Source organism: Bacillus sp. FSL K6-1366, assembly GCF_037976695.1.
Classification (GTDB): Bacteria; Bacillota; Bacilli; order Bacillales; family Bacillaceae; genus Bacillus; species Bacillus subtilis.
On record NZ_CP150268.1, the window covers coordinates 3451876 to 3478267 of the forward strand.

The 26392-nt window shown below is 44.8% G+C and carries 27 protein-coding genes; 16 read left to right on the plus strand and 11 right to left on the minus strand.

Annotated elements, in window-relative coordinates:
- Nucleotides 1–452: 452 nt before the first annotated feature.
- Both cyoE and cotT read right to left on the minus strand, forming a co-directional pair.
- Nucleotides 453–1454, minus strand: a complete 1002-nt coding sequence (gene cyoE / locus MHI44_RS18095; protein WP_181217058.1) for a heme o synthase — start codon at nt 1452–1454, stop codon at nt 453–455.
- Nucleotides 1455–1565: 111 nt separating this feature from the next.
- Complete coding sequence (cotT, locus tag MHI44_RS18100) at nt 1566–1796, minus strand: spore coat protein CotT (RefSeq protein WP_181216989.1); 231 nt, start codon at nt 1794–1796, stop codon at nt 1566–1568.
- Nucleotides 1797–2049: 253 nt separating this feature from the next.
- Here cotT and pdaC point away from each other — a divergent pair, with 253 nt between their 5' ends.
- Nucleotides 2050–3453, plus strand: a complete 1404-nt coding sequence (pdaC, locus tag MHI44_RS18105; protein WP_181216990.1) for a peptidoglycan-N-acetylmuramic acid deacetylase PdaC — start codon at nt 2050–2052, stop codon at nt 3451–3453.
- Between the two features lie 39 nt (nt 3454–3492).
- Here the strand turns inward: pdaC and MHI44_RS18110 are convergent, their stop codons facing one another.
- Both MHI44_RS18110 and MHI44_RS18115 read right to left on the minus strand, forming a co-directional pair.
- On the minus strand, nt 3493–3966 hold the full coding sequence (locus MHI44_RS18110; protein WP_052728185.1) for a YjfA family protein: 474 nt from the start codon (nt 3964–3966) through the stop codon (nt 3493–3495).
- A 124-nt stretch (nt 3967–4090) separates the two neighbouring features.
- Nucleotides 4091–4258, minus strand: a complete 168-nt coding sequence (locus MHI44_RS18115) for a YjfB family protein (protein WP_015252312.1) — start codon at nt 4256–4258, stop codon at nt 4091–4093.
- Nucleotides 4259–4384: 126 nt separating this feature from the next.
- Here MHI44_RS18115 and MHI44_RS18120 point away from each other — a divergent pair, with 126 nt between their 5' ends.
- Nucleotides 4385–5284: a DUF2268 domain-containing protein gene (locus MHI44_RS18120; protein ID WP_327847008.1), complete on the plus strand. Its 900-nt coding sequence runs from the start codon at nt 4385–4387 to the stop codon at nt 5282–5284.
- Nucleotides 5285–5293: 9 nt separating this feature from the next.
- Here the strand turns inward: MHI44_RS18120 and MHI44_RS18125 are convergent, their stop codons facing one another.
- Together MHI44_RS18125 and MHI44_RS18130 are read right to left on the minus strand one after the other, a co-directional pair.
- The gene (locus tag MHI44_RS18125; protein WP_319620474.1) at nt 5294–5692 is read right to left on the minus strand and encodes a DUF2809 domain-containing protein; all 399 of its coding nucleotides are present in this window, start codon (nt 5690–5692) and stop codon (nt 5294–5296) included.
- Nucleotides 5693–5792: 100 nt separating this feature from the next.
- Entirely contained in the window at nt 5793–6368 is a 576-nt protein-coding gene (locus tag MHI44_RS18130) for a YjgB family protein (RefSeq protein WP_339202509.1), read from the minus strand.
- A gap of 145 nt (nt 6369–6513) precedes the next feature.
- Here MHI44_RS18130 and fdhF point away from each other — a divergent pair, with 145 nt between their 5' ends.
- From fdhF to MHI44_RS18150, 4 genes are all read left to right on the plus strand, one after another.
- Nucleotides 6514–9471 carry a formate dehydrogenase subunit alpha gene (gene fdhF / locus MHI44_RS18135; RefSeq protein ID WP_339202510.1) on the plus strand — a complete coding sequence of 986 codons (2958 nt, stop codon included), beginning with the start codon at nt 6514–6516 and terminating at the stop codon, nt 9469–9471.
- Nucleotides 9464–10024, plus strand: a complete 561-nt coding sequence (locus MHI44_RS18140) for a DUF1641 domain-containing protein (RefSeq protein ID WP_003232799.1) — start codon at nt 9464–9466, stop codon at nt 10022–10024. Before fdhF ends, MHI44_RS18140 begins: the two co-directional genes overlap by 8 nt.
- Nucleotides 10025–10221: 197 nt before the next feature.
- Nucleotides 10222–10863: a DUF4352 domain-containing protein gene (locus tag MHI44_RS18145; RefSeq protein WP_327847009.1), complete on the plus strand. Its 642-nt coding sequence runs from the start codon at nt 10222–10224 to the stop codon at nt 10861–10863.
- A 78-nt stretch (nt 10864–10941) separates the two neighbouring features.
- The gene (locus tag MHI44_RS18150; protein ID WP_327847010.1) at nt 10942–11568 is read left to right on the plus strand and encodes an NUDIX hydrolase; all 627 of its coding nucleotides are present in this window, start codon (nt 10942–10944) and stop codon (nt 11566–11568) included.
- A gap of 30 nt (nt 11569–11598) precedes the next feature.
- Here MHI44_RS18150 and MHI44_RS18155 read toward each other — a convergent pair whose 3' ends face one another.
- Complete coding sequence (locus MHI44_RS18155) at nt 11599–11877, minus strand: hypothetical protein (RefSeq protein WP_042974212.1); 279 nt, start codon at nt 11875–11877, stop codon at nt 11599–11601.
- Between the two features lie 390 nt (nt 11878–12267).
- On the opposite strand from MHI44_RS18155, the gene yjiB reads away from it, so the two are divergent.
- Entirely contained in the window at nt 12268–13458 is a 1191-nt protein-coding gene (yjiB, locus tag MHI44_RS18160; RefSeq protein WP_144482554.1) for a monooxygenase YjiB, read from the plus strand.
- Between the two features lie 22 nt (nt 13459–13480).
- Nucleotides 13481–14659 (plus strand): glycosyltransferase, encoded by a 1179-nt coding sequence (locus MHI44_RS18165; protein ID WP_339202511.1) that lies wholly within the window; start codon nt 13481–13483, stop codon nt 14657–14659.
- Between the two features lie 40 nt (nt 14660–14699).
- On the opposite strand, the gene MHI44_RS18170 is transcribed toward MHI44_RS18165, so the two are convergent.
- Nucleotides 14700–14888, minus strand: a complete 189-nt coding sequence (locus tag MHI44_RS18170) for a hypothetical protein (RefSeq protein ID WP_003232781.1) — start codon at nt 14886–14888, stop codon at nt 14700–14702.
- 173 nt (nt 14889–15061) lie between these two features.
- Between MHI44_RS18170 and MHI44_RS18175 the strand changes: the two genes are divergently transcribed.
- On the plus strand, nt 15062–15877 hold the full coding sequence (locus tag MHI44_RS18175; RefSeq protein WP_339202512.1) for a uroporphyrinogen-III synthase: 816 nt from the start codon (nt 15062–15064) through the stop codon (nt 15875–15877).
- Between the two features lie 45 nt (nt 15878–15922).
- Here the strand turns inward: MHI44_RS18175 and fetB are convergent, their stop codons facing one another.
- The 3 genes from fetB to MHI44_RS18190 form a co-directional block, all read right to left on the minus strand.
- Nucleotides 15923–16675 (minus strand): iron export ABC transporter permease subunit FetB, encoded by a 753-nt coding sequence (gene fetB / locus MHI44_RS18180; RefSeq protein WP_095010690.1) that lies wholly within the window; start codon nt 16673–16675, stop codon nt 15923–15925.
- Complete coding sequence (locus MHI44_RS18185; RefSeq protein ID WP_048655273.1) at nt 16675–17427, minus strand: phosphate ABC transporter ATP-binding protein; 753 nt, start codon at nt 17425–17427, stop codon at nt 16675–16677. The genes fetB and MHI44_RS18185 overlap by 1 nt, the downstream gene beginning before the upstream one ends.
- Nucleotides 17428–17546: 119 nt before the next feature.
- Complete coding sequence (locus MHI44_RS18190; protein ID WP_256683366.1) at nt 17547–18521, minus strand: multidrug resistance efflux transporter family protein; 975 nt, start codon at nt 18519–18521, stop codon at nt 17547–17549.
- Between the two features lie 131 nt (nt 18522–18652).
- On the opposite strand from MHI44_RS18190, the gene MHI44_RS18195 reads away from it, so the two are divergent.
- The 7 genes from MHI44_RS18195 to MHI44_RS18225 all read left to right on the plus strand — a co-directional run bounded on the left by MHI44_RS18195 (nt 18653) and on the right by MHI44_RS18225 (nt 26387).
- Complete coding sequence (locus tag MHI44_RS18195; RefSeq protein WP_029317652.1) at nt 18653–19150, plus strand: cupin domain-containing protein; 498 nt, start codon at nt 18653–18655, stop codon at nt 19148–19150.
- A 388-nt stretch (nt 19151–19538) separates the two neighbouring features.
- Nucleotides 19539–19961 carry a DUF1641 domain-containing protein gene (locus MHI44_RS18200; RefSeq protein ID WP_003220510.1) on the plus strand — a complete coding sequence of 141 codons (423 nt, stop codon included), beginning with the start codon at nt 19539–19541 and terminating at the stop codon, nt 19959–19961.
- A 39-nt stretch (nt 19962–20000) separates the two neighbouring features.
- A complete protein-coding gene (locus MHI44_RS18205) occupies nt 20001–21179 on the plus strand; it encodes an FAD-dependent oxidoreductase (RefSeq protein ID WP_003232765.1) in 1179 nt (392 codons plus the stop codon).
- Nucleotides 21180–21375: 196 nt separating this feature from the next.
- Nucleotides 21376–22797 carry a glucuronate isomerase gene (uxaC, locus tag MHI44_RS18210; protein WP_088325650.1) on the plus strand — a complete coding sequence of 474 codons (1422 nt, stop codon included), beginning with the start codon at nt 21376–21378 and terminating at the stop codon, nt 22795–22797.
- A gap of 67 nt (nt 22798–22864) precedes the next feature.
- A complete protein-coding gene (locus MHI44_RS18215; protein WP_103803754.1) occupies nt 22865–24244 on the plus strand; it encodes an MFS transporter in 1380 nt (459 codons plus the stop codon).
- A 104-nt stretch (nt 24245–24348) separates the two neighbouring features.
- Nucleotides 24349–25362 (plus strand): ureidoglycolate dehydrogenase, encoded by a 1014-nt coding sequence (allD, locus tag MHI44_RS18220; protein ID WP_339202513.1) that lies wholly within the window; start codon nt 24349–24351, stop codon nt 25360–25362.
- 5 nt (nt 25363–25367) lie between these two features.
- Nucleotides 25368–26387 carry a zinc-binding alcohol dehydrogenase family protein gene (locus MHI44_RS18225; RefSeq protein ID WP_339202514.1) on the plus strand — a complete coding sequence of 340 codons (1020 nt, stop codon included), beginning with the start codon at nt 25368–25370 and terminating at the stop codon, nt 26385–26387.
- Nucleotides 26388–26392: the final 5 nt, after the last annotated feature.

The window sequence follows — 26392 nt, forward strand, 5'->3', positions numbered from 1 at the left end:
ATTAGAGAAACAAATGTATTTCTTAGCATTTTTTATTTGTGGAGAGAGTATAGAAGCATTCGATTAGATCTGCTTTTTCACTGAAACGGTTTTCATCTGTTTGCCTGAGCTTTACAATTGGCTGGCAAAAAAACAATGATTTCTTTCAATCAAAACATGCAACGATGCGACATATTTTATATCTTGATGACTTATCTCATTGCCTTTAAGTCATTCTATCGAGAAAGCGATGGTATTTTATGAACAAAGAAACCCTAAAAAACATACTCATGATTTTTTCAATATGCGCAACCCTCCGAGAAACCGATGGTATGCGCATAGCTGATAGCTGGATTTTGAGTGAGATTATACGATTTTTGATTTGCATGGCTGTGTTTTTTGCCATGACATTTCTATTAGATGCTGTTTTTCCAAACAAAAAAGAGTCACATTAATGTGTGGCTCTTTTTGCATCATCTGATCAGAAACATCATAAATGAATCGATCATCATGATGAAGAACAGCAAGCAAAAATAAATAAGCGAGTAGACAAACATATCCTTTGCCCACTTCACGTCATCGTCTGTTTTGAATCCTTTGATGCTTTTTTTGATCCATATGCCTCCGAGAACCAAGGCGGCTAAGAAATAAAATGGGCTTATATGGCCGGTGCCAAGAGAGAAAGGAAATAATAGCGTGACCGGCACCAGGACGGCAATATATTGCATCATTTTTATTTTTGTTACATGATTGCCTTTGACTACTGGCAAGAGCGGAACGCCAGCAGCGCGATATTCCTCTTTGCGTCTTATCCCAATCGCCCAAAAATGCGGCGGCTGCCACAGAAACATAATCGTGTACAACAGCACTGCTGTCATACTGAGGTCACCAGTTACGGCACAATACCCCATCAATGGCGGCGCAGCTCCTGGGAAGCTCCCGACAAATGTGCTCCACACAGACGTTCGTTTCACCCATACCGTATAGATGATCGCATAAAAAATAAAGGCGGCCAGTCCGAGAAAGGCCGTTAATGGATTGAGGGAATAAAGCATGGCAAGACCTGCGATTCCTAAAACAGAGCCATATGTTAAGATCATGGCTGGCGGCATTTTCCCTGTGACCGAGGCCCTGCTGCGAGTGCGTGCCATTTTTGCGTCCATATGCCGATCAAAATAGTTGTTATAGACAGTGCCGGAAGCCATCACAAACGCGGTTCCCAACATTGCTGTTACCATTGTCATCAAAAAAGCCAAGCCGGTTAACGTTTTTTCTGCGCTTGCAAACGCGATCCAAAACCCGCCGAAGGCTGCTATCGAGTTTGATATGATAATGCCGGGTTTTGCAAGTTTGATAAAATCGTAAATGGTTACCCGGTTCGAAGCTTTTATGTATTTTGTTTCAGATATGGCTGCAGAATCTCTTGTATTCTCCAAAAATAAACGCCTCCTCCTAAAACTGCATGCTTTTGTTATCGTAACAAGAGGGGGACGGAATCACAATTATTTCCTATATTTGTCATGATATTGTCATTTTTAAAACAAAAAAATGGGGAGCTGGACTGCCCCCATTTTGATATGCGGCGACTAGTAACCGTAACCTCCGCCATAACCTCCGCCGTAACCGTACCAAGGGTAGTAAGGCGGGCGCGGGTAGTAATAAGGAGGGCGCGGATAAAACGGGTAGAACGGATAATACGGTCTTGGATAATAATAAGGCGGATAAAATGGCCGTCTCGGACGCGGATAATAATAAGGCTGTCTTTCATCATAAGGGGTAATTTGTTCAAATGGCTGTTCATTCAAAGGGTAATCCAAGAGGAAAACCTCCCTAGCTTTTTTTATTCCTTTTACCATATTCCTGATGCTTAAGTTGGGTGTATGTACATTCATGAAATTCGGTTTTTTTTATGATGAAATTCCTTAAAAAGGATTGACATGAACTTCTAAATCTCATAGTATTACAAATGTGAAATAAATGTTACTATAATGTTACAAAAACATTTCTAAATAGATACAGTTCCAACTGATGAAGAGTAAATCGAAATGGCTACGAAAGAAGGAGTTTTTGTTGTTGGCGAAAAGAATCAAATGGTTTCATGTATTAATAGCAGTTGTATGTGTGGTGGGCCTTATCGGCTTTTTCCATAATCATTCATTGAAAAAAGAAACGGTCATGAATAAAGTAAGAACTGATTCTCAATATGGGAATGTTGAGATCGCAACGCTTGTGAATGACGGGAAAACTTTTAATTACGCGGTTAACTATCCCGTTTTCAAAAATGAAAAAATGGATTCGGCATTAAAAAAATTCGCAGAAAAAGAGGTTCGTCAATTTCAAAAGGAAACAAAGGACGTTGACCAAGAGCATACGACAAAACGCAATGAATTAAATGTTGATTATAAAATTGTCCATTATGCCAAACAGACAGTGGCGATTGTATTTAATGAATATAAATACATCGGCGGGGCACACGGGCAAACCGTGAAAAAAACGTTTAACTATGATTTTAGTAAACAAGCGTTTCTTTCCATTGATGATATTTTCAAAGAGGACGCTGACTACTTACATAAGCTTTCGTTAATCGCTTATCACGAGCTGAAAAAGAATAAGGACATTGCAGCGGACGATGCACTGTTAAAGGAAGGGACGGCTCCGAAAAAAGAAAATTTCAGCCGCTTTGCCATCAAGGAGGATTATATCGAACTTTACTTTGACACATATCAGGTTGCAGCAGGCTATCTTGGAGAGCAATCGATTGCCATTAAGAAAAGTCTTTTGAAAGACATTCTGAAAGAACAATATATTGATAAAGCAAAAAATAAAAATAAAATCAAAGAACAAAAGCCGAAGCATGAAGTGATTTCTTTACCCAAAGAGGAAACAGTTGATCCAAATCAAAAAGTCATTGCGCTTACTTTCGACGACGGCCCGAATCCTGCGACAACAAATCAGATTCTAGACTCCTTGAAGAAATATAAGGGTCATGCCACGTTTTTTGTTTTGGGGAGCAGAGTTCAATATTATCCGGAAACGCTAATAAGAATGCTGAAAGAAGGAAATGAGGTGGGGAACCATTCATGGAGCCATCCGCTTCTCACAAGGCTTTCAGTGAAAGAAGCGTTAAAGCAGATCAATGATACGCAAGACATCATTGAAAAAATAAGCGGATATCGTCCGACGCTTGTAAGACCCCCATACGGCGGCATTAATGATGAACTGCGGAGTCAAATGAAAATGGATGTGGCGTTATGGGATGTTGACCCGGAAGATTGGAAAGATCGTAACAAAAAAACAATTGTTGACCGTGTCATGAATCAGGCGGGAGATGGAAGAACCATTTTAATTCACGATATTTACCGCACCTCTGCTGATGCGGCCGATGAAATTATAAAAAAGCTCACCGATCAAGGCTATCAATTGGTGACAGTTTCTCAGCTTGAAGAGGTTAAAAAACAAAGAGAAGCGAAATAAATTAAAAAAGGCTGTCCGTACGGACAGCCTTTTTTCTATTTAATAAGAGCCTGTGGTGGCCCAAACATTTAAGTTTGGTCCTGAATACTTGCCGAAAGCGTAAGAAGTCCTTGGATCTAAATCATATACCATCGGTGTATAGCAAGACTTTTGGCCGGCCACCGCTTTTCCATTGCCGCCTGCAGAATCACAATTATATCTCTTTCCGTCCGTGTTTCGGGTAATCTCCGCATTTGCTTCAAAGCCAGACGTCAATGTATTATTCATCGTGATTTTTGCCCAAGCCGTTTTACATGTACTGCTGAATTTAAGCTCGACTACTCCGATGACTTGATTGCTGGCATTCACTAAGTTTGAGGATTTTTTTGTAGAGCCGCTGGACGCACAATCATTGTAATAAGGGCTTTTTCCATCGTAGGCATGGGTTTCCGCATTGGCGGGTACTCCTTTGACGGCAAAAACAAATACTACTGCGAATAACACCAATGAAGCCTTCATAAACAGTCTTTTCAATTTATGACCTCCTTAATATGGCAAACAATAAATCATATGGAGGAACAATCAAAACATGCATGCTTTTTTGTGAACAATAAAGGCGGCCGGGAGGATGGAGTTCTTGGCCGCCTTTGATGTGAGGTTAAACTTTTACATCAATGGTTTGTCCGAGAGTCGGATGCTGAATCATCTTTAAGGTTTGATCGGCATTTTGCTGGGCGGTATCCAGCATTTTTTTCGTTAAAGCGATATTAACATTCTGGGCAAGGGATGCTTGATGCATCGCAACTGATAAAGCAGGAATATCCATCGTTCCACCTCCTATGCCTTACCTATCGGCGGCTTTGTATCATTTTACAGTGAAAAATGGCTTAATTTTCGCTGTTGACCCCTACGCTGCGGCATATCGTATGTTTTTGACAAGGAGGGAATCAGGATGAATCTTGTAATGGAAAAGACCTTTGAGCAATACGAAAAGCTGTTTTCAATGGAAGAACAGAAAAGAGAAGATGAATTTCGGTATACGATGATGAGGCCGTTTGAAAAGATGTGGACCGCCATCCAAGTTCCGCTGAAAGCGAAGGAGCCAAACGGCTATGATGTGATCATGGCTGCGAAAATGCTGGGCTATTTGGATGTCCGTGATGCTGAAAGTGGGCAGAAAGCACTGCAAATACTGAAAGAATCACATGTTTCAGAGACAGCTGAGTCTGCACTTCGGCAATGCATATTTTTTGCTGAGCGCGAACAGCTGCGGGTGAATGCAGAGGAGATCAAATTCGGCCTTTATATCGCTGATCCAAATAAACTTCAGCTGCAAAAAGGCTACTGCGGGTTTGGTGGGATACCGGGCTTTATTCATGTATGGCTTGATCCGAACCGTTATAACCTGCCAAGGATTCCTTCCATTATTGCTCATGAGTTTCATCATAATGTGCGGTTTTCGTATATAGATTTTCATCATGGCTCTGTAAGTGTCGGGGATTATCTTGTGATTGAAGGATTGGCGGAATCATTCACCAGAGAGCTGTTTGGTACGGAACGATTGGGCCCTTGGGTAACTCGTTTTGATCATGAGGATTTGCAATATTCCATTGATGTGATTAATGAGGTGCTGGATGTGAAAGGATTTTCGGAAGTCAACCGTTATATGTTTGGTGATCCAATTGCTAACGATCAAGGCTTTAAGCCTGCTGGTTTATCGGCTTTTGCAGGTTATGCGGTTGGATATCATGCCATTCAGTCATTTATGAATCAACATCATATCACGATAAGCGAGGCCACACGTTTGGATGCGAAGACCATTCTTTCTCAATGCGGGCTGTTTTCCAAATGAAAAAAAGCGTCACATACAGCGGCGCTTTTTGATTCCCAAAACCAGCAGTTCTATGGCGGCACAGGCGGCAATTCCGATTGTATATGCTTCGATATCGCTCCATAAAAAACCGTACCCCAGTACAAGCCCGCCAAGAGAAGTATCCCTAATCTGGTCGATCCATTCGGCATGATAGAGCTGGCTGAATTCAATGACAAAACAGAAAGAAAGACTGATAATGCCCGTTTTCATTGTCTTCAGCTTCCGAAATAGAAATCCGCATCCCGTAAAGATCATGGCGGCCCACAACGAGTCCCCAAGATAAGTATTGAGGGTATCAGGAAGAACACTGGAGTATGCTCTGGATCCAAGCCCCAGCCCAATGATCAGTAAGGTGAAAACTGCATATATCCAACGATTTCGCTTCATTGCGAATTGATACCCCGTCTCTTTTTCATCTCCCTGTATTGTAAGGAATATAGCTTTTATTTGTCCACTAAAAAAGCGGCTGAATAGCCGCGTAGGGTGTTTATTTTGCTTTTAGGTTTACATGGTCGGCTGTCTGATCCGTGCCTATTACAAAATGGAGTTCATAGCGGCCTGTATCATATACATAATCGATTTCATCGGTAAACGGGACGGTTAACACCCGATTTGCTGGCCCTAATTGCTTCTGCAGTACTTCCGGCGTAACTCCGCCTAAATTCAGCTGCCGTTCCACACCGGTTCCAAAGTAACGGATTTCTGAAATTGTCATGTCTTTATGATAGGAAAATCCGTAGCCCGGCTGTCCCATATTCCAGTGATATAAATCAAATCGATTGTCTCCCCCGACTGGTCTTTCCGGTTCCCCAAACGCAGCGTGGACATCCCCTTTTGTGCTTTTGTTAATGGTAAGGCCTTGCGCCTGCTGAGGCATTTCCCCTTTATAGGCGGTGTTATAGAGGTTTTTGACAAGCTCGGCGGCTGATTGATTCGTGTTTTCTGAGAGCGTGTTTGTTTGAGTTGCGGCCTTTGCCGGTGCTGAAAAGGACGCAGCCCCAAAGCCGGCAAAACAGCTTGTTACTGCTGCCGCAGCGGTAATAGCAGACATTGTCTTTTTCATGTTAATCCCTCCTTTTTTATCTACCATCCCGTTTCCCGGTGTTAGTGCAATAAAACATGTGAGTGCGCTTTGTATGTTTTATTGAGTTGTTGTAAGGGAACTGAAATAGGTAATTCGGTATATAAAGCAAGAAAGGGGAATGGAGATGCCTGGCAAGAAAAAAATCACAATAAACGGCGTTGAAATGGAAGCGTCCGAGGAACAGACGGTGCTGCAGCTTTTGAATAACAGCTCGATTGAAGTGCCGCAAGTTTGCTATCATCCAAGCTTAGGGCCGATTGAGACATGTGATACGTGCATCGTCAGCATCAATGGTGAGCTGAAGAGGTCGTGCTCCGCTGAATTAAAGGATGGGGATATCATTGATACGCTCTCACCTGACGTGAAAAAAGCGCAGGTCATCGGGATGGACAAGATTTTATATAATCATGAGCTTTATTGTACAGTTTGCGATTACAACAATGGGGGATGCGAAATACATAATACGGTGAAGGAAATGAAAATCAATCACCAAAGCATTCCGTTTGATCACAAGCCATACCATAAGGATGAATCCCATCCGTTTTATCGGTATGATCCAGATCAATGTATTTTGTGCGGACGCTGTGTTGAGGCATGCCAGGACGTTCAGGTAACTGAAACGCTGACCATTGACTGGGAGCGGAAACGCCCGCGCGTCATTTGGGATAACGACGTGCCGATCAATGAGTCCTCATGTGTGTCATGCGGCCATTGTTCAACGGTCTGTCCGTGCAACGCGATGATGGAAAAAGGAATGGAAGGGGAAGCCGGATATTTAACAGGCATCAATAACGAAACGCTGCGACCGATGATCGAGATCACGAAAGGCGTAGAGACAGGCTACGGCTCGATTCTCGCGATTTCTGATATGGAATCGGCCATGCGTGATGAACGAATCAAAAAAACGAAAACCGTCTGCACGTATTGCGGCGTCGGCTGCAGCTTTGATGTCTGGACAAAGGGCAGAGACATTCTGAAAGTAGAGCCGCAGGAGGAAGCGCCAGCCAACGGCATTTCTACTTGTGTGAAAGGCAAGTTCGGCTGGGATTTCGTCAACAGCGAAGAACGCCTGACAAAGCCGCTGATCCGGGAAGGCGACCATTTCCGTGAAGCAGAGTGGGAGGAGGCGTTATTGCTGATCGCCAGCAAGTTCACTGAATTAAAAGAGGCGTTTGGCCCGGATTCTCTCGCTTTTATTACATCTTCTAAATGTACAAATGAAGAATCCTATCTTATGCAAAAGCTGGCCAGAGGGGTCATTGGCACAAATAATGTGGACAACTGCTCCCGCTATTGCCAATCTCCTGCGACTGCCGGCCTGTTCCGGACAGTCGGCTATGGCGGTGATTCAGGATCAATTACAGATATCGCGCAAGCGGACCTTGTTTTGATTATCGGTTCGAACACGTCTGAGTCGCATCCAGTCTTATCCACTCGCATTAAACGGGCTCATAAGCTGAGAGGGCAGAAAGTGATCGTCGCGGATATCAGAAAACACGAAATGGCAGAACGCTCCGATTTATTTGTCCAGCCGCGTGCCGGATCGGATATCGTCTGGCTGAATGCGATCGCCAAATATTTAATAGAAAACGGCAAGGCCGATGAACGATTTTTGAGAGAAAGAGTGAACGGACGGCATGAATATGTAAAAAGCCTCGCGCCGTACACACTTGAATATGCTGAGGAGAAAACCGGGATTGATCAAGAAACCCTTATCCAAATGGCAGAGATGATCGGGCAAGCTGACAGTGTGTGCGCATTGTGGGCGATGGGCGTGACACAGCACATTGGAGGAAGCGACACGAGCACGGCGATTTCTAACCTGCTGCTTGTGACAGGAAACTACGGAAAACCGGGAGCAGGTTCTTACCCATTGCGCGGCCATAATAACGTACAGGGAGCAAGTGACTTTGGGAGCATGCCTGACAGAATGCCGGGCTATGAAAAAGTGACGGACGAACAAGTCCGCCAAAAATACGAGCGGGTGTGGGGCGTGCCGCTGCCGAAGGAGCCGGGTATGACCAACCACGAAATGATTGAAAAAATCCATTCCGGACAGTTGAAAGCGATGTATGTAAAAGGTGAAGAAATGGGCCTGGTGGATTCCAATATCAATCATGTACACGCCGCATATGAAAAGCTTGATTTCTTTGTGGTGCAGGACATTTTCCTATCACGTACAGCGGAGTTTGCTGATGTGGTTCTTCCTGCGAGCCCAAGCCTTGAAAAAGAAGGAACGTTTACAAACACAGAACGCCGGATTCAGCGTTTGTATCAGGTATTTGAACCGCTGGGTGAATCAAAGCCGGATTGGCAGATTATTATGGAGGTTGCCAATAAGCTTGGCGCCGACTGGCACTATAAGCATCCTGCAGACATTATGGAGGAAGCAGCCAAGCTGTCGCCGATTTATGCCGGTGTCACCTATGAACGTCTTGAGGGCTATAATTCCCTGCAATGGCCTGTAAACGCTGATGGAAAGGATTCGCCTTTACTCTTTACAGAGCGCTTCCCTTTCCCGGACGGCAAGGCCATTCTCTACCCTGTCCAGTGGACAGAGCCTGAGGAATTCGGTGAGGAATATGATATCCATGTCAACAATGGGCGGCTCTTGGAGCACTTCCACGAAGGGAACCTGACTTACAAATCAAAAGGGATTTCGGAGAAAACACCGGAAGTGTTCTTAGAAATTTCTCCTGAGCTTGCGGCAGAACGAGGGATTCAGGACGGAACCCTCGTCAGACTCACATCGCCTTTCGGAAATGTCAAAGTGAAGTGCCTGATTACTGATCGAGTCAAAGGGAAGGAAGTATATCTGCCAATGAACGATTCAGGGGAAGCGGCGATCAACCTGTTAACAGGCAGCCATGCCGATAAGGATACCGATACGCCTGCTTACAAAGAAACATCGGCCAAGATGGAAATTTTGAAGCACGACGGAATCAGCCCGCTGCCTAAGATCAACCACCGCAACGGCAATCCGCAGCCGCAAATCGGTGTGCAGGTTCATAAGAAATGGGCGCGGAAGGATTATATTTTCCCTGGTGACGCTGTGAAAAGGGGGATGGGCCATAATGGCTAAAGCGATTAAACGAATCCAAAAAATCGAGGTAACAGAAGAGGATCAGCGAAAGCGTGATTTGCGGGAAATTGAAGATGCTCTAATTGACCACAAAGAAGCGATTCTCGAAACATTGCATATGCTGGGCCATATGAACGAGCGCGGTGTCCTGCCGTTGCTCCGCGGCCTTTTTGGTCAAGGGGATAAAGTTCTTGATATCCTGGTGAAAAAGGCAGATACAGAGGAAACAGCCAATACGCTGAAAAATCTGCTTCTTCTGTTTGGAACACTCGGCATGCTGGACGTGAAGCAGCTGGAGCCTCTCATTTTGAAAGTGAATGCGGGTGTGGCAAGCGCTGTAGAGCAGAAAAACAGTGAAGAAAAGACAGGTTATTTTGATATTATCCGCTCGCTAAAAGACCCGGAAATCAACAAATCAATTACACTGCTCTTTTCCTTTTTAAAAGGAATGGGACAAGATACAAAGGAGCTGGAACGCACGACGCAGCCTCCGGAACACCAAAAACATCATCAGGAACCCCGAGAGAAAAGAGGAATGAATAAGCGAGATTGACCTCCCACCCGAGCGGCTTCAGCCAGCTCGGGTTTTTTTGATGAAAAGGTCTAATGGACTAGTAAAAAATATTCAAATACTAGGAAGAAGTAAGATTGTGATGAATGAGATAGAAATAATCGTTACTTTCTTACCTGTTAAGAAAAGGAAAAATCTGATTATAATAGAAATCGATTACTTTAGATGGGGGAACGATCATGAAAAAAGTCTTATTACTATTATTTGTCTTGACGATCGGGTTAGCGCTTTCTGCGTGCAGCCAATTGAGCGATGCGTCAGAGAAGGAAAAACCGAAAGAGAAAAAATCGCAAGAAGAGCTTGAAAAGGAACTTGATAAGGAATTGAAAAAAGGCGGTGAGCCGAAGACCAAAAAAGATGATCAAATACATAAAATAGGAGAAACATTTAAAGCAGGACATACGAATTTTACAGTGAATAAAGTTGATAGAGTGCAAAAAGGTGAATATATGAATGTTGGCGGAGCTGTAAATGAGGAGACAAAAACAATAAAAGATGATGAGGAACGGCTTATTATAGAAGTTACGATGGAGAATATAGGGAAAGATTCAATAAGCTACAATTTTATCGGGTTTGATTTAAGAGATAAGAATGATCAATCAGTGCGGCCTGTTTTTTCTATAGAAGAGAAGGGCAGAATCCTTATGGGAGGAACACTAGTATCGGGGAAAAAGGTTACAGGTGTACTCAGTTATGTCATCCCTAAAGGAGAACAGAAACATTACACACTGATATATAATCCGTTTTTAGCTGATACAAATAGCAGTAATACAGAAGAGAGAGTAAAGGACGATATTGATTACTTGGTGAAGTTAGATTAGAAGCTAATTTACAGTTGCACGTTTTTCATCTGTGGAAAACGTGCATTTTTTATAGCAAAACTTGACTTGAAAGGATGAGTGATAAAAGTGCAAACCAAATGGCTGGAACGGGTACAGCGGATTCGGGCGATCGCACAGGCGGGGCTTGCTTTTTCCAAGGATGTGTACGACAGGGAGAGGTACGAAGAGCTAATGAAGCTTAGCGCGGAAATGATGGCGGATTACTCGGAGAAGGACATTGAAGTTATCACTGATTTATGGAAAAGGGAGAGCGGCTATCCGACACCGAAAGCGGATGTTCGCGGCGCAGTATTCCGAGAGAATCAGATTTTGCTTGTCCGGGAGAAGCATGATGAGCTGTGGTCGCTGCCGGGTGGATTTTGCGAGATTGGTTTATCGCCAGCTGAAAACGTCGTCAAGGAAATCAAAGAAGAGTCGGGGTACGATACAGAGCCGTCTCGATTGCTGGCCGTGCTAGACAGCCATAAACACTCTCATCCCCCTCAGCCTTATCACTATTATAAAATCTTCATTGCATGCAGCATGACGGGCGGGCAGGGGGAAACAGGGATCGAGACGAATCATGCCGCTTTTTTTCCGGAAGACAGCCTCCCGCCGCTTTCTCCAAAACGAAACACACCCTCACAGCTTAGCATGCTGTTTGACTTTTTGCGCCATCCGGACAAGAAAACGATATTTGACTAAAAAAGAAAGAGCCAATTGGCTCTTTCTTTTTTATAATGTAATGTGTTTTTCGTTGGCGAGTTTCAGAAGGGTCAAAATAGAATCGGCTTGTTTATGGCCGAGTTTTTGCTTTAATTTGTTTTCTTCAACTAATCGGCTGCCATAAATTTTGACAGAGGCTTTGTCGACGACAGTATGCCAGTTTTCCTGTTTTTTTCCCTCAACAAGCGGTTTTTCATGTCTCTCAGAAAAAGAGAACACAAACAGTACGAATGCAAGTGAAAGTAGGATGCCGACAACTTGTTTTTTGTAATTAGTCTGTGCTGCCACGTTGTTCTCTCCTTCACCTTTTACCTTCTATTTAATCATAGAATCAGCTTATTTTACATAATGGGAAAGTCATTTTTGGAGTTAGTGCATTTGGTTGAAAACAGAGGCGTTTTTTGAGCGGAGCGGTGCAATTGAATCCATATTGGCTTTGCGTGCTTATGCCTAAGGTCACGTTGTGAACCAAAACAGCAGTGCAGAATAGAAAAAAATTGAAAGATTATGGTAAGATGAACGAAATTCGAGGGGGAATATATGATGCCTGCATCAAACATCGTGATCGCCTGCCTGCTGTTATCAATTTAATTATTTGTGGTAGTCCCTCTCTTTTTCGAAAGCGGGAGGTGAAGTGGAACATTAATTGCTGAATTCTTTCAAGGGGAGTGACCGTACATGAATGTGTTAAACCGCCGGCAAGCCTTGCAGCGAGCGCTGCTCAATGGGAAAAACAAACAGGATGCGTATCATCCGTTTCCATGGTACGAATCGATGAGAAAGGATGCGCCTGTTTCCTTCGATGAAGAAAACCAAGTGTGGAGCGTTTTTCTTTATGATGATGTCAAAAAAGTTGTTGGGGATAAAGAGCTGTTTTCCAGTTACATGCCGCAGCAGACAAGCTCTATTGGAAATTCCATCATTAACATGGACCCGCCGAAGCATACAAAAATCCGTTCAGTCGTGAATAAAGCCTTCACTCCGCGCGTGATGAAGCAATGGGAACCGAGAATTCAAGAAATCACAGATGAACTGATTCAAAAATGTCAGGGGCGCAGTGAGTTTGACCTTGTTCACGATTTTTCATACCCGCTTCCGGTTATTGTGATATCTGAGCTGCTGGGAGTGCCTTCAGCGCATATGGATCAGTTTAAAGCATGGTCTGATCTTCTGGTCAGTACACCGAAGGATAAAAGTGAAGAAGCTGAAAAAGCCTTTTTGGAAGAACGAGATAAGTGTGAGGAAGAACTGGCTGCGTTTTTTGCCGGCATCATAGAAGAAAAGCGAAACAAACCGGCACAGGATATTATTTCTATTTTAGTGGAAGCGGAAGAAACAGGCGAGAAGCTGTCCGGTGAAGAGCTGATTCCGTTTTGCACGCTGCTGCTGGTGGCCGGAAATGAAACCACAACAAACCTGATTTCAAATGCGATGTACAGCATATTAGAAACGCCAGGCGTTTACGAGGAACTGCGCAGCCATCCTGAACTGATGCCTCAGGCAGTGGAGGAAGCCTTACGTTTCAGAGCGCCCGCCCCGGTTTTGAGGCGCATTGCCAAGCGGGATACGGAGATCGGTGGGCATCTGATTAAAGAAGGTGATATGGTTTTGGCGTTTGTGGCATCGGCAAATCGTGATGAAGCGAAGTTTGGCAGGCCGCACATGTTTGATATCCGCCGCCATTCCAACCCGCATATTGCGTTTGGCCATGGCATCCATTTTTGCCTTGGGGCTCCGCTTGCCCGTCTTGAAGCAAATATCGCGTTAACGTCTTTGATTTCTGCTTTTCCTCATATGGAGTGCGTCAGTATCACTCCGATTGAAAACAGTGTGATATACGGATTAAAGAGCTTCCGTGTGAAAATGTAATAGATAAGGAGACTGGAGATTCATGAAAAAGTACCATATTTCGATGATCAATATCCCGGCATACGGACATGTCAATCCTACGCTTGCTTTAGTAGAGAAGCTTTTTGAGAAAGGGCACCGTGTCACGTACGCGACGACTGAGGAGTTTGCGCCCGCTGTTCAGCAAGCCGGTGGAGAAGCATTGATCTATCATACATCCTTGAATATTGATCCTAAGCAAATCAGGGAGATGATGGAAAAGAATGACGCGCCCCTCAGTCTTTTGAAAGAATCACTCAGCATTCTGCCGCAGCTTGAGGAGTTATATAAGGATGATCAGCCTGATCTGATCATCTATGACTTTGTTGCGCTGGCTGGTAAATTGTTTGCTGAAAAGCTTAATGTTCCGGTCATTAAGCTCTGTTCGTCATATGCCCAAAATGAATCCTTTCAGTTAGGAAATGAAGACATGCTGAAAAAAATAAGAGAAGCAGAGGCTGAATTTAAAGCCTACTTGGAGCAAGAGAAGTTGCCGGCTGTTTCATTTGAACAGTTAGCTGTGCCGGAAGCATTAAATATTGTCTTTATGCCGAAGTCTTTTCAGATTCAGCATGAGACGTTCGATGACCGTTTCTGTTTTGTCGGCCCCTCTCTCGGAGAACGGAAGGAAAAAGAAAGCCTGTTGATTGACAAGGATGATCGCCCGCTTATGCTGATTTCTTTGGGTACGGCGTTTAACGCATGGCCGGAATTTTACAAGATGTGCATCAAGGCATTTCGGGATTCTTCATGGCAAGTAATCATGTCGGTTGGGAAAACGATTGATCCAGAAAGCTTGGAGGATATTCCTGCTAACTTTACCATTCGCCAAAGTGTGCCGCAGCTTGAGGTGTTAGAGAAAGCTGATTTGTTCATCTCTCATGGCGGGATGAACAGTACGATGGAAGCGATGAACGCAGGTGTGCCGCTTGTCGTCATTCCGCAAATGTATGAGCAGGAGCTCACTGCAAATCGGGTTGATGAATTAGGCCTTGGCGTTTATTTGCCGAAAGAGGAAGTGACTGTTTCCAGCCTGCAGGAAGCGGTTCAGGCTGTATCCAGTGATCAAGAGCTGCTCAGCCGCGTCAAGAATATGCAAAAGGATGTAAAAGAAGCTGGCGGAGCGGAGCGTGCGGCAGCTGAGATTGAAGCGTTTATGAAAAAATCCGCTGTCCCGCAGTAAAAACATAAAAACCGAAATCAATTTGATTTCGGTTTTCTGTTTAAATATTTTTTTTCATCCCGCATCTCCGGCATTCTCTAAGAAATTTTCCGCCTTTTACAGAGCTTTTGAACAGTGTGTAATCACAGTTGTCGCAGCGCCCGCTGCGGGCATCCGGATATTCATTGAATTCGTAAACAATCGATGTATCGTAGCCTTTTGTTTCATATTCTTCTTTTTTGGTTTCCATGTCGATCCTCCGTTACAAGACGTGTCTGCTGTTTATCTTACAGCAAGCTTCCGGCGTATTCAATGGATTTTAGGAGTCTGGGTTTATCTTGATTTCTCCCTTGGTTTGCGCCAAAATAGCTTTAATAAGCTTGTATACATAAAAAGCCTATGCAAAGAGGAGAGGAAACGGGTATGGGAAAAGGGTTACTTGGAAAACGTGTGGCAATCGGTGGCTCACGAAAAACGGAAGAAATCAGTACAATCATTGAAAAACAGGGCGGAATACCTGTCATCCGGCCTCTCCAAGGTACAGTTTACTTAGCAGAGAAGCAGGTGGAGCCGGATTTGCGGACGTTTGTGGAGGGAAAAAAAGCTGCCTGGGTCATTTTCACGACAGGCATCGGGTTGGAGACTCTTGTCGATATGGCAGAGAAAATCGGACTGAAAGATGAGTTTCTGCAGGCCATTCGCCAAGCGAAAGCGGCATGCCGGGGATACAAAACGCTGTCTGCGCTGAAAAAGCTTGGAATCACACCGGAAGCTTCGGATGAAGACGGGACAACAAGAGGCTTAATCCGTTCTTTGGAGCCTCACGACTTTTCAGGAAAAACAGTCATGGTGCAGCTTCATGGCGAAAAAGCGCCGGCTCTCATGGCATTTCTTGAAGAAAAAGGCGCGTCTGTCCTGCCGATTCTGCCTTATCAGCACATCCCGCCGGAGGAGGAAACGGTGGAGCGGTTATGCCGAGAGCTGATGAACGATGAGGTCGATGCCGTTTGTTTTACAACGGCCATTCAGGTTCGTTCCCTGTTTGATTTTGCCAAGGGGCGAGGTTATATCAATGAAGTGAAGAAGGTATTCGAAGAACGCGCCATCGCAGCTGCTGTCGGAAAAGTGACTGCTGAAGCACTGCGGGAAGAGGGCATTACGAGACTGCTTGCGCCAGAGATTGAGCGGATGGGTGCGATGATTGTTGAGCTGGCCAAGTATTATGAAGAAAAGGAATAACAAGTACAAAAAGCCGCTTTTCCCTTGGAAAGCGGCTTTTGTCTGTCATTCATTCTGCTTCAGCTGCTGATGAACGGTGAATAATGATGGGTATGTCAGCACGCTTAAGATTACACAAGTCAGCGCGGCTGAGGCCATCGTTGTAAACACGATTAAGAGCTGAAAACGTACTGCCTGAATCGGGTCCGCGCCGGCTAGAATCTGGCCTGTCATCATGCCGGGAAGCTGAACAAGACCCAGTGTTTTCTGGCTTTCGAGCGTCGGGATCATACTCATTTTCATCGCTGAAGTAAGAATGCGCTGTATGGATTGCTTCGGTGTGCCGCCAAGTGACAATATTAATTGAATTTCTTCTTTGCGAACGCCGACTTCTGAGTTGAGCCGGTTTAGAAACAAACTTGAGAGCACCATCGAATTTCCGATGACCATCCCGCTGATCGGAATGACATATCGTGCCGTAAGCGGAATGATATGAAGAGACAGCAGAATTCCCTGCGTCACCATTTCTACGATTGCTAACGCGGCAAACACCCTCCAAAACGAACCGATTGTATTTTTCTTTCGCTTGATGACATTTTGCGCCGCCACCGCGAGCATTAACAGCACCATCAGCAGGATAAAAACAGGGTGGTCTCCGCGAAAAATCAGCGACAAAACATAACCGATGATAAGCAGCTGCACCGCGGCCCGGATGGTGGCGATGATCATGTCTTTTTCTACACCGGCTTTAAAGGATTTTGATAAAAACAAGGCGATCAAAACAAAGATCATCGTTAAAGAGAGAGAAAGGTAATCCATTACCGAGTGCCTCCCTTCAAAAATTCTTTCGCTGCTTCATGCTGCGGAGCGGAGAAAAATGTTTCGGTTTCGGCGATTTCAAGCAGCCGGCCATCTGCCATAAACCAAATGGTATCGGCTACTCGTTTTGCCTGCTCCATATTATGAGTGACCCACATGACTGTCCATTTTTTCTCTTGATGCTGACGTTTGATCAGTTCTTCAATCTCAAGAGCAGAAACCGGGTCCAAGGCCGACGTGATTTCGTCCAACAATAGAATGGAGGAAGGATTTGAGAGCGTTCTGGCCAGTGACAGTCTTTGCCGCTGCCCGCCCGATAAGTCTCTGGCGCTTCTGTCTAACAGCTCTGGCGGCAGCCCTGCAAGAGAAGCCAGCTTTTCAGGAGAGTACAGCTGGGATTGATGCAGCCTTTGTACAAGACTTAAATTGTCACGCACTGTCCCGTCGAGCACGGGAGCCGATTGAAACGCGAGGGCTGCCGTTCGCCTCAGCTCATTGACATTCCATTCTCTGACTTCCTTTCCATATATGTTGACTTCGCCGCTGTCAGGCGTTCTCATTAAATTACACATAGAAAGGAGGGTGCTTTTGCCTGAGCCGGAAGGACCTAAAACGGCTACGATTGCACCCTGTTGAATGTCTCCGGTGACATCCTGCAGCACATCATAGGTTTGTCCATCTTGTTTATAGCTTTTTCGGACTGATCTGAAGGAGATGGCTGGTATGTTTTGTGTTTGATCGTTTGCTTCCATTACAATAATCACCTTTCAATATAAGTAGGCTGACATTATATTTAACTATAACGTGAAACAGATTCCTTTTGGTAGCACAAATAAAGGAGAACAGGCTTTCACCCATTCTCCTGCAGATGCTACGCAGTCAGATTTGACTGTGCTTTCTTTTTCGGTTTTCTCGGCTGTGAAGCGAAGGTATGTAACATCATCCCCGCTATTATAATGAACAAACCGGCAAATGATAATAGAGATGGGAAAACGCCTGACAGCAGAACAATTTCACCAAGCAGCGCGAAAATCACTTCACCGGATTGAGTGGCTTCAACAGCTGCGAGTTTTTGCGGATTGTCTCTTACCATATCAGTGGCCCAGAAAAATAAAACCGTCGCAATGATGCCTGAGCTGATGGCAACGATAAAGGATTGAACGGTTTGACTTGCTGTTGGAAGGCCATCTGACCACCAGCCGTAAGCTGCTAATATAAGCCAGAATGGAAGGCTTGCCAATGTCATTCCAAGCACGCGCTGAAATGTATCAAGCCGGCCTCCGTATTCTTCGAGCATTCTCCTGTTTCCTAACGGATAGGCAAAAGCCGCAATGACAACCGGCAGCACACTGAAAAGCAGCATCCTCCCAGAAAGCGATTCTGCATGCTGAAGCTGAATCAGAGCCGCTCCAATCAGGATGATCACAGAAGTGCCAAGTGAAACCAGGGGAATCTTTTGGCGAACGAGCTGCGGACCGCCCGGCATATCTTGTTTGACATAAAACAAAGGAGATAAGAGCACCCCGGCTACAATTGTAATTTGCCAGGTTCCGGCTATGAGCCACCCCGGACCGTATGCAGCCGCAAATGTAATCGGCGCGTAAAAAAGCACGAAACCGACGAAGCTCCATTTGATCCAATAAAACGGCTTTTTCCTCATCTCTAGTAAAAGAGGCGTGAATGTCCCTCTCATGATGACAATCAAACATAAAAACGGCACCATAAAAATAAAGCGCAGCGAAGAGCTCCAAAGCCAGCTGCCTCCTGATAACTCCATCGCTCTGTTTAATATAAAGGTAACGGCGAAAAAGAGTGAAGCCAATATTCCGATAACGATAGCTTTCATGATATCCCTCATTCTGGCATTATTTTTTTATACTATACTATTCGGTATCATGCAGATCAATGGAATCATGAGAAAAACATCATGTTTGGCGAACTGCTATGTGTGGAAGACAAAAAAGGGAGGTGAAATTGATGGAAAAAGAGACACAGACATACTTCTTTCCGGATGACGGCAGGATTCCGAATCACCCTGATTTTCCGCTCGTGGTGTATCAAAACGCGCTTAAGGACACCGGACTGGCAGAGCGGATCGTCATCCGGCATGGCTGGTCAAACAGCTGGTCGGGGAGTGTTTTTCCATACCATCATTATCACAGCAATACGCATGAAGTCCTGATTGCCCTTAGGGGAGAGGCTGTGATTCAGTTTGGGGGAGAAAAAGGGGCTGCCATCCCTTTCAAATCAGGCGACGCAGTCGTGATTCCAGCCGGAGTCGGACATAAAAAGCTCAGCTCAAGCCCCGATTTTACTGTCCTTGGCGCCTATCCCGGAGGCGTTCAGTATGATATGAAGACGGGGAAGCCCAATGAGCGGGAGGAAGCGGTCAAACAGATTAAGCAGGCGGCGTTGCCGGCGAATGATCCGATCACAGGAAAAAGAGAGCCTCTATTGGAAATATGGGTAAAGTGAAGGGGAGAAATTGTTGGATTGTCAATAACTAGTGCCGCAGAAACGTTATGACATGAGCTCCATATAAATTAATTTCATAATCGAAGCAATTCACGTTCAAATTTTGTTCAAAAAGTGTTATCATATAGAAGGTAATCGAATTGGAGTTTTTTGTGTTTGCTATTTTCAGAGAGAGTAAAGGATTTTGACTTATTCAATTGTTTATTTTTAGATAAAAATAATACTGAATATGGCAAGATGAAAAACTGGGTAGTAAACATTTATTTTTGTAAATGATTGTGCACGAATTCACAATCCTTATTCTTATGCCTTAAAAGCGTGAGACAGGGAGAGGCACTACCCTTTCCAAAAAAATCAGCAAACTGCTTATAGTAAAGGAGAATTGGATATGCCAGAAACAATCGATCAAACAAATGCGTCTGTCAGCCAAAGCCAGCAAGATCTTATTGATCAGCTATTAAAGCCAGAAGTTCAAGAATCATTGACTGTTTTAGTTGACCAGCTTCCGAAGCTGACTGAGTTAGTGAATATTTTAACGAAGTCTTATGATTTCGCTCAGTCTGTAGCGACTGACGAAGTGTTAAAGAGCGACACAGTCGGTGCGATCACTGAAATTCTCGAGCCTGTAAAAGAAACAGCGAAAGAAGTAGCTGCGACTGCGATCGAAGCAAAAGACCGCGCGGAAGCAAGCAACGAAACAATTGGACTTTTCGGCCTTCTTCGCATGCTGAAAGATCCTCAAGCTCAAAAGCTGTTCCGTTTTGCTAACAGCTACCTTGAAGTCATGAACGAACGCGAAAACCAAAAATAATCTCAGATTCAAATTGATATAAAGGACGGAGGATATACGATGTCAAAACATATTGTCATTCTAGGCGCTGGTTATGGCGGAGTTCTTTCTGCTCTAACAGTTCGCAAACATTACACAAAAGAACAAGCACGCGTGACAGTGGTAAACAAATACCCAACTCACCAAATCATTACGGAATTACACCGCCTTGCTGCAGGCAACGTGTCTGAAAAAGCGGTTGCAATGCCATTAGAAAAACTTTTCAAAGGCAAAGACATTGATCTTAAAATTGCGGAAGTAAGCTCTTTCTCTGTTGATAAAAAAGAAGTTGCGCTTGCTGACGGTTCTACATTAACTTACGATGCGCTTGTTGTAGGTCTTGGTTCTGTAACGGCTTACTTCGGCATCCCAGGTCTTGAAGAAAACAGCATGGTATTGAAATCTGCTGCCGATGCGAACAAAGTCTTCCAACATGTTGAAGATCGTGTGCGCGAGTACTCTAAAACGAAAAACGAAGCAGATGCAACAATCCTTATCGGCGGAGGCGGCTTAACAGGTGTTGAGCTTGTTGGTGAGCTTGCTGACATCATGCCGAACCTTGCGAAAAAATACGGCGTAGACCATAAAGAAATCAAATTGAAACTTGTTGAAGCAGGTCCGAAGATCCTTCCTGTTCTTCCGGATGATCTTATCGAGCGTGCGACTGCAAGCCTTGAAAAACGCGGCGTTGAGTTCTTAACAGGTCTTCCTGTTACAAATGTAGAAGGAAACGTAATCGATCTGAAAGACGGATCTAAAGTTGTTGCCAACACATTTGTTTGGACTGGCGGCGTACAAGGTAACCCATTAGTCGGTGAATCAGGCCTAGAAGTGAACCGCGGACGCGCGACTGTAAATGACTTCCTGCAATCTACATCTCATGAAGATGTATTCGTTGCTGGAGACAGCGCAGTTTACTTCGGTCCAGACGGCCGTCCATACCCGCCAACTGCACAAATCGCATGGCAAATGGGTGAGCTGATCGGTTACAACCTATTCGCTTACCTAGAAGGCAAAACGCTTGAAACATTCAAGCCAGTAAACTCTGGTACACTTGCAAGCCTTGGACGCAAAGACGCGGTTGCCATCATTGGTGCTAATTCTACACCGCTTAAAGGTCTTCCTGCTTCCTTGATGAAAGAAGCAAGTAACGTACGCTACTTAACACACATTAAAGGACTTTTCAGCCTGGCTTACTAATCCTTTTAATGAATCTGACATTGCCAAAAGCGTTCCTTACCGAGTGCTTTCTGGCAATGTCCTTTTTGTTTATATGCCAACGTTAACATTTTATTTTCAAAAAAGAGATTGAACCCAGAGGAATATAAAGGTAAAATAAAAACAAATCAAAATGTTAACGTTAACATTTTGAAATAGAATGAAAGACGGTGAGGACATGGATCCCTTCATGGGCGAAAACTTTTTATTGAAAAATGAAACCGCTGTCAGCCTCTATCACAATTATGCGAAAGACATGCCAATTATTGATTACCACTGCCACTTAAGTCCGAAAGAAATCTATGAAAATAAGACATTTCAAAACATCACGGAAGCCTGGCTGTATGGTGACCATTATAAATGGCGCATCATGAGAGCCAATGGAATTGAGGAGACATACATTACCGGAGATGCGCCTGATGAGGAGAAATTTATGGCTTGGGCGAAAACCGTGCCGATGGCGATTGGCAACCCGCTCTACAACTGGACTCACTTAGAATTGCAGCGTTTTTTTGGCATTTACGAGATTTTAAACGAGAAGTCCGGGCCGGCTATATGGAAACGGACAAATGAACTGCTCAAAGGGGAAGGCTTCGGGGCAAGGGATTTAATCGTGAAATCAAATGTAAAGGTTGTGTGCACCACAGATGACCCTGTTGATTCTCTTGAATACCATCTATTATTAAGAGAAGACAAAGACTTTCCTGTCAGCGTGCTGCCTGGATTTCGGCCGGATAAAGGGCTTGAGATCAATCGTGAAGGCTTTCCTGAGTGGGTGCAGGCGCTTGAAGATGCCGCCGCCATATCCATTGCAACCTATGATGCGTTTTTAAAGGCGTTGGAAAAACGAGTGCGATTCTTCCACTCAGCCGGCGGCAGAGTTTCTGATCACGCGATAGATTCAATGGTATTTGCCGAAACAACAAAAGAAGAAGCTGGACGGATTTTTTCTGACAGATTACAAGGAACAGAGGTTTCTTATGAAGATGAGAAGAAATTTAAGACATATACGCTTCAGTTTCTTTGCGGTTTGTATGCGGAGCTCGATTGGGCGATGCAGTTTCATATCAACGCTTTAAGAAACACGAATACAAAAATGATGAAAAGGCTCGGACCTGATACAGGGTATGATTCAATGAACGATGAAGAAATTGCTAAGCCTTTATACAAGCTGCTGAACTCAGTTGAGATGAAGAACCAGCTGCCGAAAACGATTTTATATTCACTGAATCCAAATGATAACTATGTCATCGCCAGCATGATCAACAGTTTTCAGGACGGTATTACCCCGGGAAAAATACAATTCGGCACAGCCTGGTGGTTTAACGATACTAAAGACGGAATGCTCGACCAAATGAAAGCGTTATCAAATGTTGGCCTTTTCAGCCGTTTTATCGGCATGCTCACCGATTCCAGAAGCTTTCTTTCGTATACGCGCCACGAATATTTCAGGCGGATCGTCTGCAATTTGATTGGAGAATGGGTGGAAAACGGCGAAGTGCCGCGCGATATGGAGCTTCTGGGAAGCATCGTTCAGGGGATTTGCTATGACAATGCGAAACACTACTTTCAATTTCAAGAAGAGAAAGCAAACGTGTAACAAAGTGTCCGCTCAGTATCGCTGAGCGGATCACTATCCGAAAATTCTTAAGACACAGAGGTGGAACATGCGAACTGAACTGGCAAATAAGGTTGTGTCGGTCGAAACGGAAAAAAGGCTTTCATTGAAAGAGAAAATGTCCTATGGCTTTGGTGATTTTGGCAACGGTTTTATGTTTGATCTCGGCCAGATTTATTTATTGAAGTATTTCACTGATGTAGCGGGAATCCCCGCTGCGATGGCCGGCGGCATTTTTTTAGTAAGTAAGCTGTTTGCAGCGATAACAGATCCAATTGTCGGCTCATCAATCGATTATCGCAAAAACATCGGCAAACGGGGGAAATTCAGGCCTTATCTATTAATCGGCAGCATCGTGCTTGCGGTGCTTACTGTTCTTATTTTTCTGTCTCCCAATGTATCAACGACCGGAAAACTGATATATGCATATGCATCCTATATGATTTGGGGCATCGGCTATTCGTTTGTGAATATTCCGTACGGCTCATTAGGGGCAGCGATGACTCAAAATTCTGAGGACCGGACCTCCATTTCGACGTTCCGCCAAATCGGATCACTTGGCGCCTTGTTTATCACAAGTGTGGCCGTGATGCCGCTGCTCGTCAAGTTTGATAATCCGAAGGTCGGCTACCCGGTGGTCATGGGCTTGTTCGCCGCGCTCGGTGTGATTTGGTTTTATATTTGCTATCGCAACTGCAAAGAGCGCATTGTCATATCGGAAGCACCAAAAGAAAAATTAACACTCTCATCTGTCGTCAAAACATTTATTACAAATAAACCGCTGTTAACCCTTGTCCTGATGACGATTTTTTCAATTTCCGCATACAACATTAAATCCGCCATGCTCGTCTATTTCGCACAATATAACTTGGGCAATGTTGAATTAATGGCTTATATGAACTTCATCATTATTGGTTCTTCCTTTTTGGGCGTCGTATTCCTACCAAAGCTCGTCAAGATGTTTGGAAAGAAACGAACGGCAATGATCGGCTTCGGCATCAGTGTGGCCGCGGATCTGATCAACTTTATGCTTCCATCTAACGTTTATGTGTTTACAATTCTCGCCAGTATCGCCTTTATCGGAATCAGTATCCCAAATGGCATCACGTGGGCACTTGTCTCCGATATTATCGACTATGGCGAATGGAAATCCGGTGAACGGAAGGAAGCAACGACATATTCACTTTTCAATTTCTCAAGAAAGCTTGCTCAATCTTTGTCTGGCTTTCTCTCGGGGATCGGTTTGGGGATTATCGGCTATGTCCCGAATGCAGTCCAGACAGCACAGGCGCTGATTGGCATCAAAGCGCTTCTGCTTCTGTATCCGGCCATTGCTTTGGCATTAGCGATGATCATTATCGGCTTTCTTTATAAACTCACAGACCAGCAGCATGCTCAGATCGTTCAGGATCTTCAGCAAAAGATCTGACAATATAATATAGAGAATATTTAAAATAATTTGTAAATAAAATGTGTTTGTAGGGGGTTCGCTAGGAGAGTGCCCAAAAAACTGAAAAGGAAGGAGGCACTTGCTTGAAAACGATAACAATTGCAGCTAAAGAAGCAAAGGAACTCGTTCGGCAAAAGCTGGCCAGTGCCGGTTTGAATGAACGAGATGCTGAAAAAGTAGCAGATGTTCTCGTGCACGCTGATTTGCGCAATGTACATTCGCATGGCGTGCTGCGCACAGAACACTATGTGAACAGGCTTTTAGCGGGAGGGATCAATCCTGGGGCACAGCCTGTTTTTAAAGAAACGGGGCCTGTGACCGGGGTGCTTGACGGAGACGATGGTTTCGGTCATGTGAATTGCGACATGGCGATGGACCATGCAATTGACATGGCGAAGAAAAAAGGAGTCGGCATGGTCACGGCCGTAAACAGCAGCCATTGCGGAGCGCTAAGCTATTTTGTGCAAAAAGCGGCTGACGAAAAGCTGATCGGAATAGCAATGACGCATACAGACAGTATCGTTGTCCCGTTTGGGGGGAGGACTCCTTTTTTAGGGACAAATCCGATTGCTTACGGTGTTCCGGCTAAGCATAAAAAACCGTTTATCCTAGATATGGCGACATCCAAAGTGGCTTTTGGGAAGATTCTGCAGGCCCGTGAAGAGGGCAAAGAAATTCCTGAAGGATGGGGAGTCGATGAAAACGGAGAAGCAGTAACTGATCCTGACAAGGTCGTCTCACTTTCAACATTCGGGGGCCCGAAAGGCTATGGACTATCGATTGTGGTGGATGTATTTTCAGGATTGCTGGCGGGCGCGGCTTTTGGCCCTCATATTGCCAAAATGTACAACGGCCTTGATCAAAAAAGAAAGCTGGGGCATTACGTTTGCGCGATCAATCCATCCTTTTTTACTGACTGGGATACGTTTTTAGAGCAGATGGATGCCATGATTGATGAACTGCAGCAATCACCGCCGGCTGTTGGATTCGAAAGAGTGTATGTGCCCGGCGAGATCGAGCAGCTGCATGAAGAAAGAAATAAGAAAAACGGAATTTCTATCGCCCGGAGCGTGTATGAATTCTTAAAAAGCAGGTGAGTAAAATGAAAGCGGTTCAAGTGCGAAAAGCGTATGATCTGGTGACAGCGGAGGTGAAGAAGCCAGTTCTTTCAAAGGATGATGAAGTGCTCGTGAAAGTCAAGCGAGTCGGCATTTGCGGTTCAGACATGCACATTTATCATGGAACGAATCCGCTCGCTACCCTCCCGAGAGTCATCGGACACGAGGTAACGGGACAAGTGGAGGCAGTTGGTGCGAATGTACAGAGCCTAAAACCCGGTGATCATGTGGTGATTGAGCCGATTTCTTATTGCGGATCGTGCTATGCCTGCCGCAAAGGGCGGCCGAATGTTTGCGCCAAGCTTTCTGTATTTGGCGTACATGAGGACGGAGGCATGCGGGAATATATTGTGCTTCCGGAAAGGCAGCTTCACGCGGTCTTAAAGGACTTGCCTTGGGAGGAAGCAGTCATGGCCGAGCCTTATACGATAGGCGCCCAGGCAGTGTGGAGAGGCCAGGTGGAAAAAGGTGATACCGTCCTGATCCAGGGAGCGGGACCCATCGGGATCTGTGTGTTAAAAATGGCAAAACTGGCGGGCGCTGCTGTCATGATGACTGACTTGAACAACGAGCGGCTGGCATTTGCGAAAGAAAACGGCGCCGATGCTGTTGTAAATGTCCAAGCAGAAAATGTTGCCGAGCGGGTCCATGAATGGACTGGGAATGAAGGAGCAAACGTGGTCATTGATGCTGTTTGCCTGCCGGAGACTTTTGCACTTTCAATTGAGGCTGTGTCACCGGCGGGACATGTGGTTGTGCTTGGATTTGATGAAAGAGCGGCTCAGATTTCTCAGCTGCCGATTACAAAAAAAGAAGTCACGATAACCGGATCGCGATTGCAGACCAATCAGTTTCCAAAAGTGGTAGAGCTTTTGAATGGAGGCCGGTTAGTGCATAACGGGCTGGTGACCCATACATTTTCAGTTGATGACGTTCATCATGCATTTCAGTTTATTAAGGAGCATCCAGATCAGGTGCGAAAAGCCGTCATCACGTTTGATTAAATGAC

Coding starts and splice junctions, on each gene's coding strand:
- MHI44_RS18145 (WP_327847009.1), top strand. CDS start 10,222: ATGAAAAAAGTCTTATTACTATTATTTGTCTTGACGATCGGGTTAGCG.
- uxaC (WP_088325650.1), top strand. CDS start 21,376: ATGGATCCCTTCATGGGCGAAAACTTTTTATTGAAAAATGAAACCGCT.
- MHI44_RS18185 (WP_048655273.1), bottom strand. CDS start 17,427: ATGGAAGCAAACGATCAAACACAAAACATACCAGCCATCTCCTTCAGA.
- MHI44_RS18140 (WP_003232799.1), top strand. CDS start 9,464: ATGGCTAAAGCGATTAAACGAATCCAAAAAATCGAGGTAACAGAAGAG.
- MHI44_RS18225 (WP_339202514.1), top strand. CDS start 25,368: ATGAAAGCGGTTCAAGTGCGAAAAGCGTATGATCTGGTGACAGCGGAG.
- MHI44_RS18190 (WP_256683366.1), bottom strand. CDS start 18,521: ATGAAAGCTATCGTTATCGGAATATTGGCTTCACTCTTTTTCGCCGTT.
- MHI44_RS18170 (WP_003232781.1), bottom strand. CDS start 14,888: ATGGAAACCAAAAAAGAAGAATATGAAACAAAAGGCTACGATACATCG.
- MHI44_RS18200 (WP_003220510.1), top strand. CDS start 19,539: ATGCCAGAAACAATCGATCAAACAAATGCGTCTGTCAGCCAAAGCCAG.
- MHI44_RS18125 (WP_319620474.1), bottom strand. CDS start 5,692: ATGAAGCGAAATCGTTGGATATATGCAGTTTTCACCTTACTGATCATT.
- MHI44_RS18205 (WP_003232765.1), top strand. CDS start 20,001: ATGTCAAAACATATTGTCATTCTAGGCGCTGGTTATGGCGGAGTTCTT.
- fdhF (WP_339202510.1), top strand. CDS start 6,514: ATGCCTGGCAAGAAAAAAATCACAATAAACGGCGTTGAAATGGAAGCG.
- MHI44_RS18215 (WP_103803754.1), top strand. CDS start 22,865: ATGCGAACTGAACTGGCAAATAAGGTTGTGTCGGTCGAAACGGAAAAA.
- MHI44_RS18165 (WP_339202511.1), top strand. CDS start 13,481: ATGAAAAAGTACCATATTTCGATGATCAATATCCCGGCATACGGACAT.
- MHI44_RS18115 (WP_015252312.1), bottom strand. CDS start 4,258: ATGGATATTCCTGCTTTATCAGTTGCGATGCATCAAGCATCCCTTGCC.
- MHI44_RS18130 (WP_339202509.1), bottom strand. CDS start 6,368: ATGAAAAAGACAATGTCTGCTATTACCGCTGCGGCAGCAGTAACAAGC.
- MHI44_RS18195 (WP_029317652.1), top strand. CDS start 18,653: ATGGAAAAAGAGACACAGACATACTTCTTTCCGGATGACGGCAGGATT.
- yjiB (WP_144482554.1), top strand. CDS start 12,268: ATGAATGTGTTAAACCGCCGGCAAGCCTTGCAGCGAGCGCTGCTCAAT.
- fetB (WP_095010690.1), bottom strand. CDS start 16,675: ATGGATTACCTTTCTCTCTCTTTAACGATGATCTTTGTTTTGATCGCC.
- MHI44_RS18120 (WP_327847008.1), top strand. CDS start 4,385: ATGAATCTTGTAATGGAAAAGACCTTTGAGCAATACGAAAAGCTGTTT.
- MHI44_RS18175 (WP_339202512.1), top strand. CDS start 15,062: ATGGGAAAAGGGTTACTTGGAAAACGTGTGGCAATCGGTGGCTCACGA.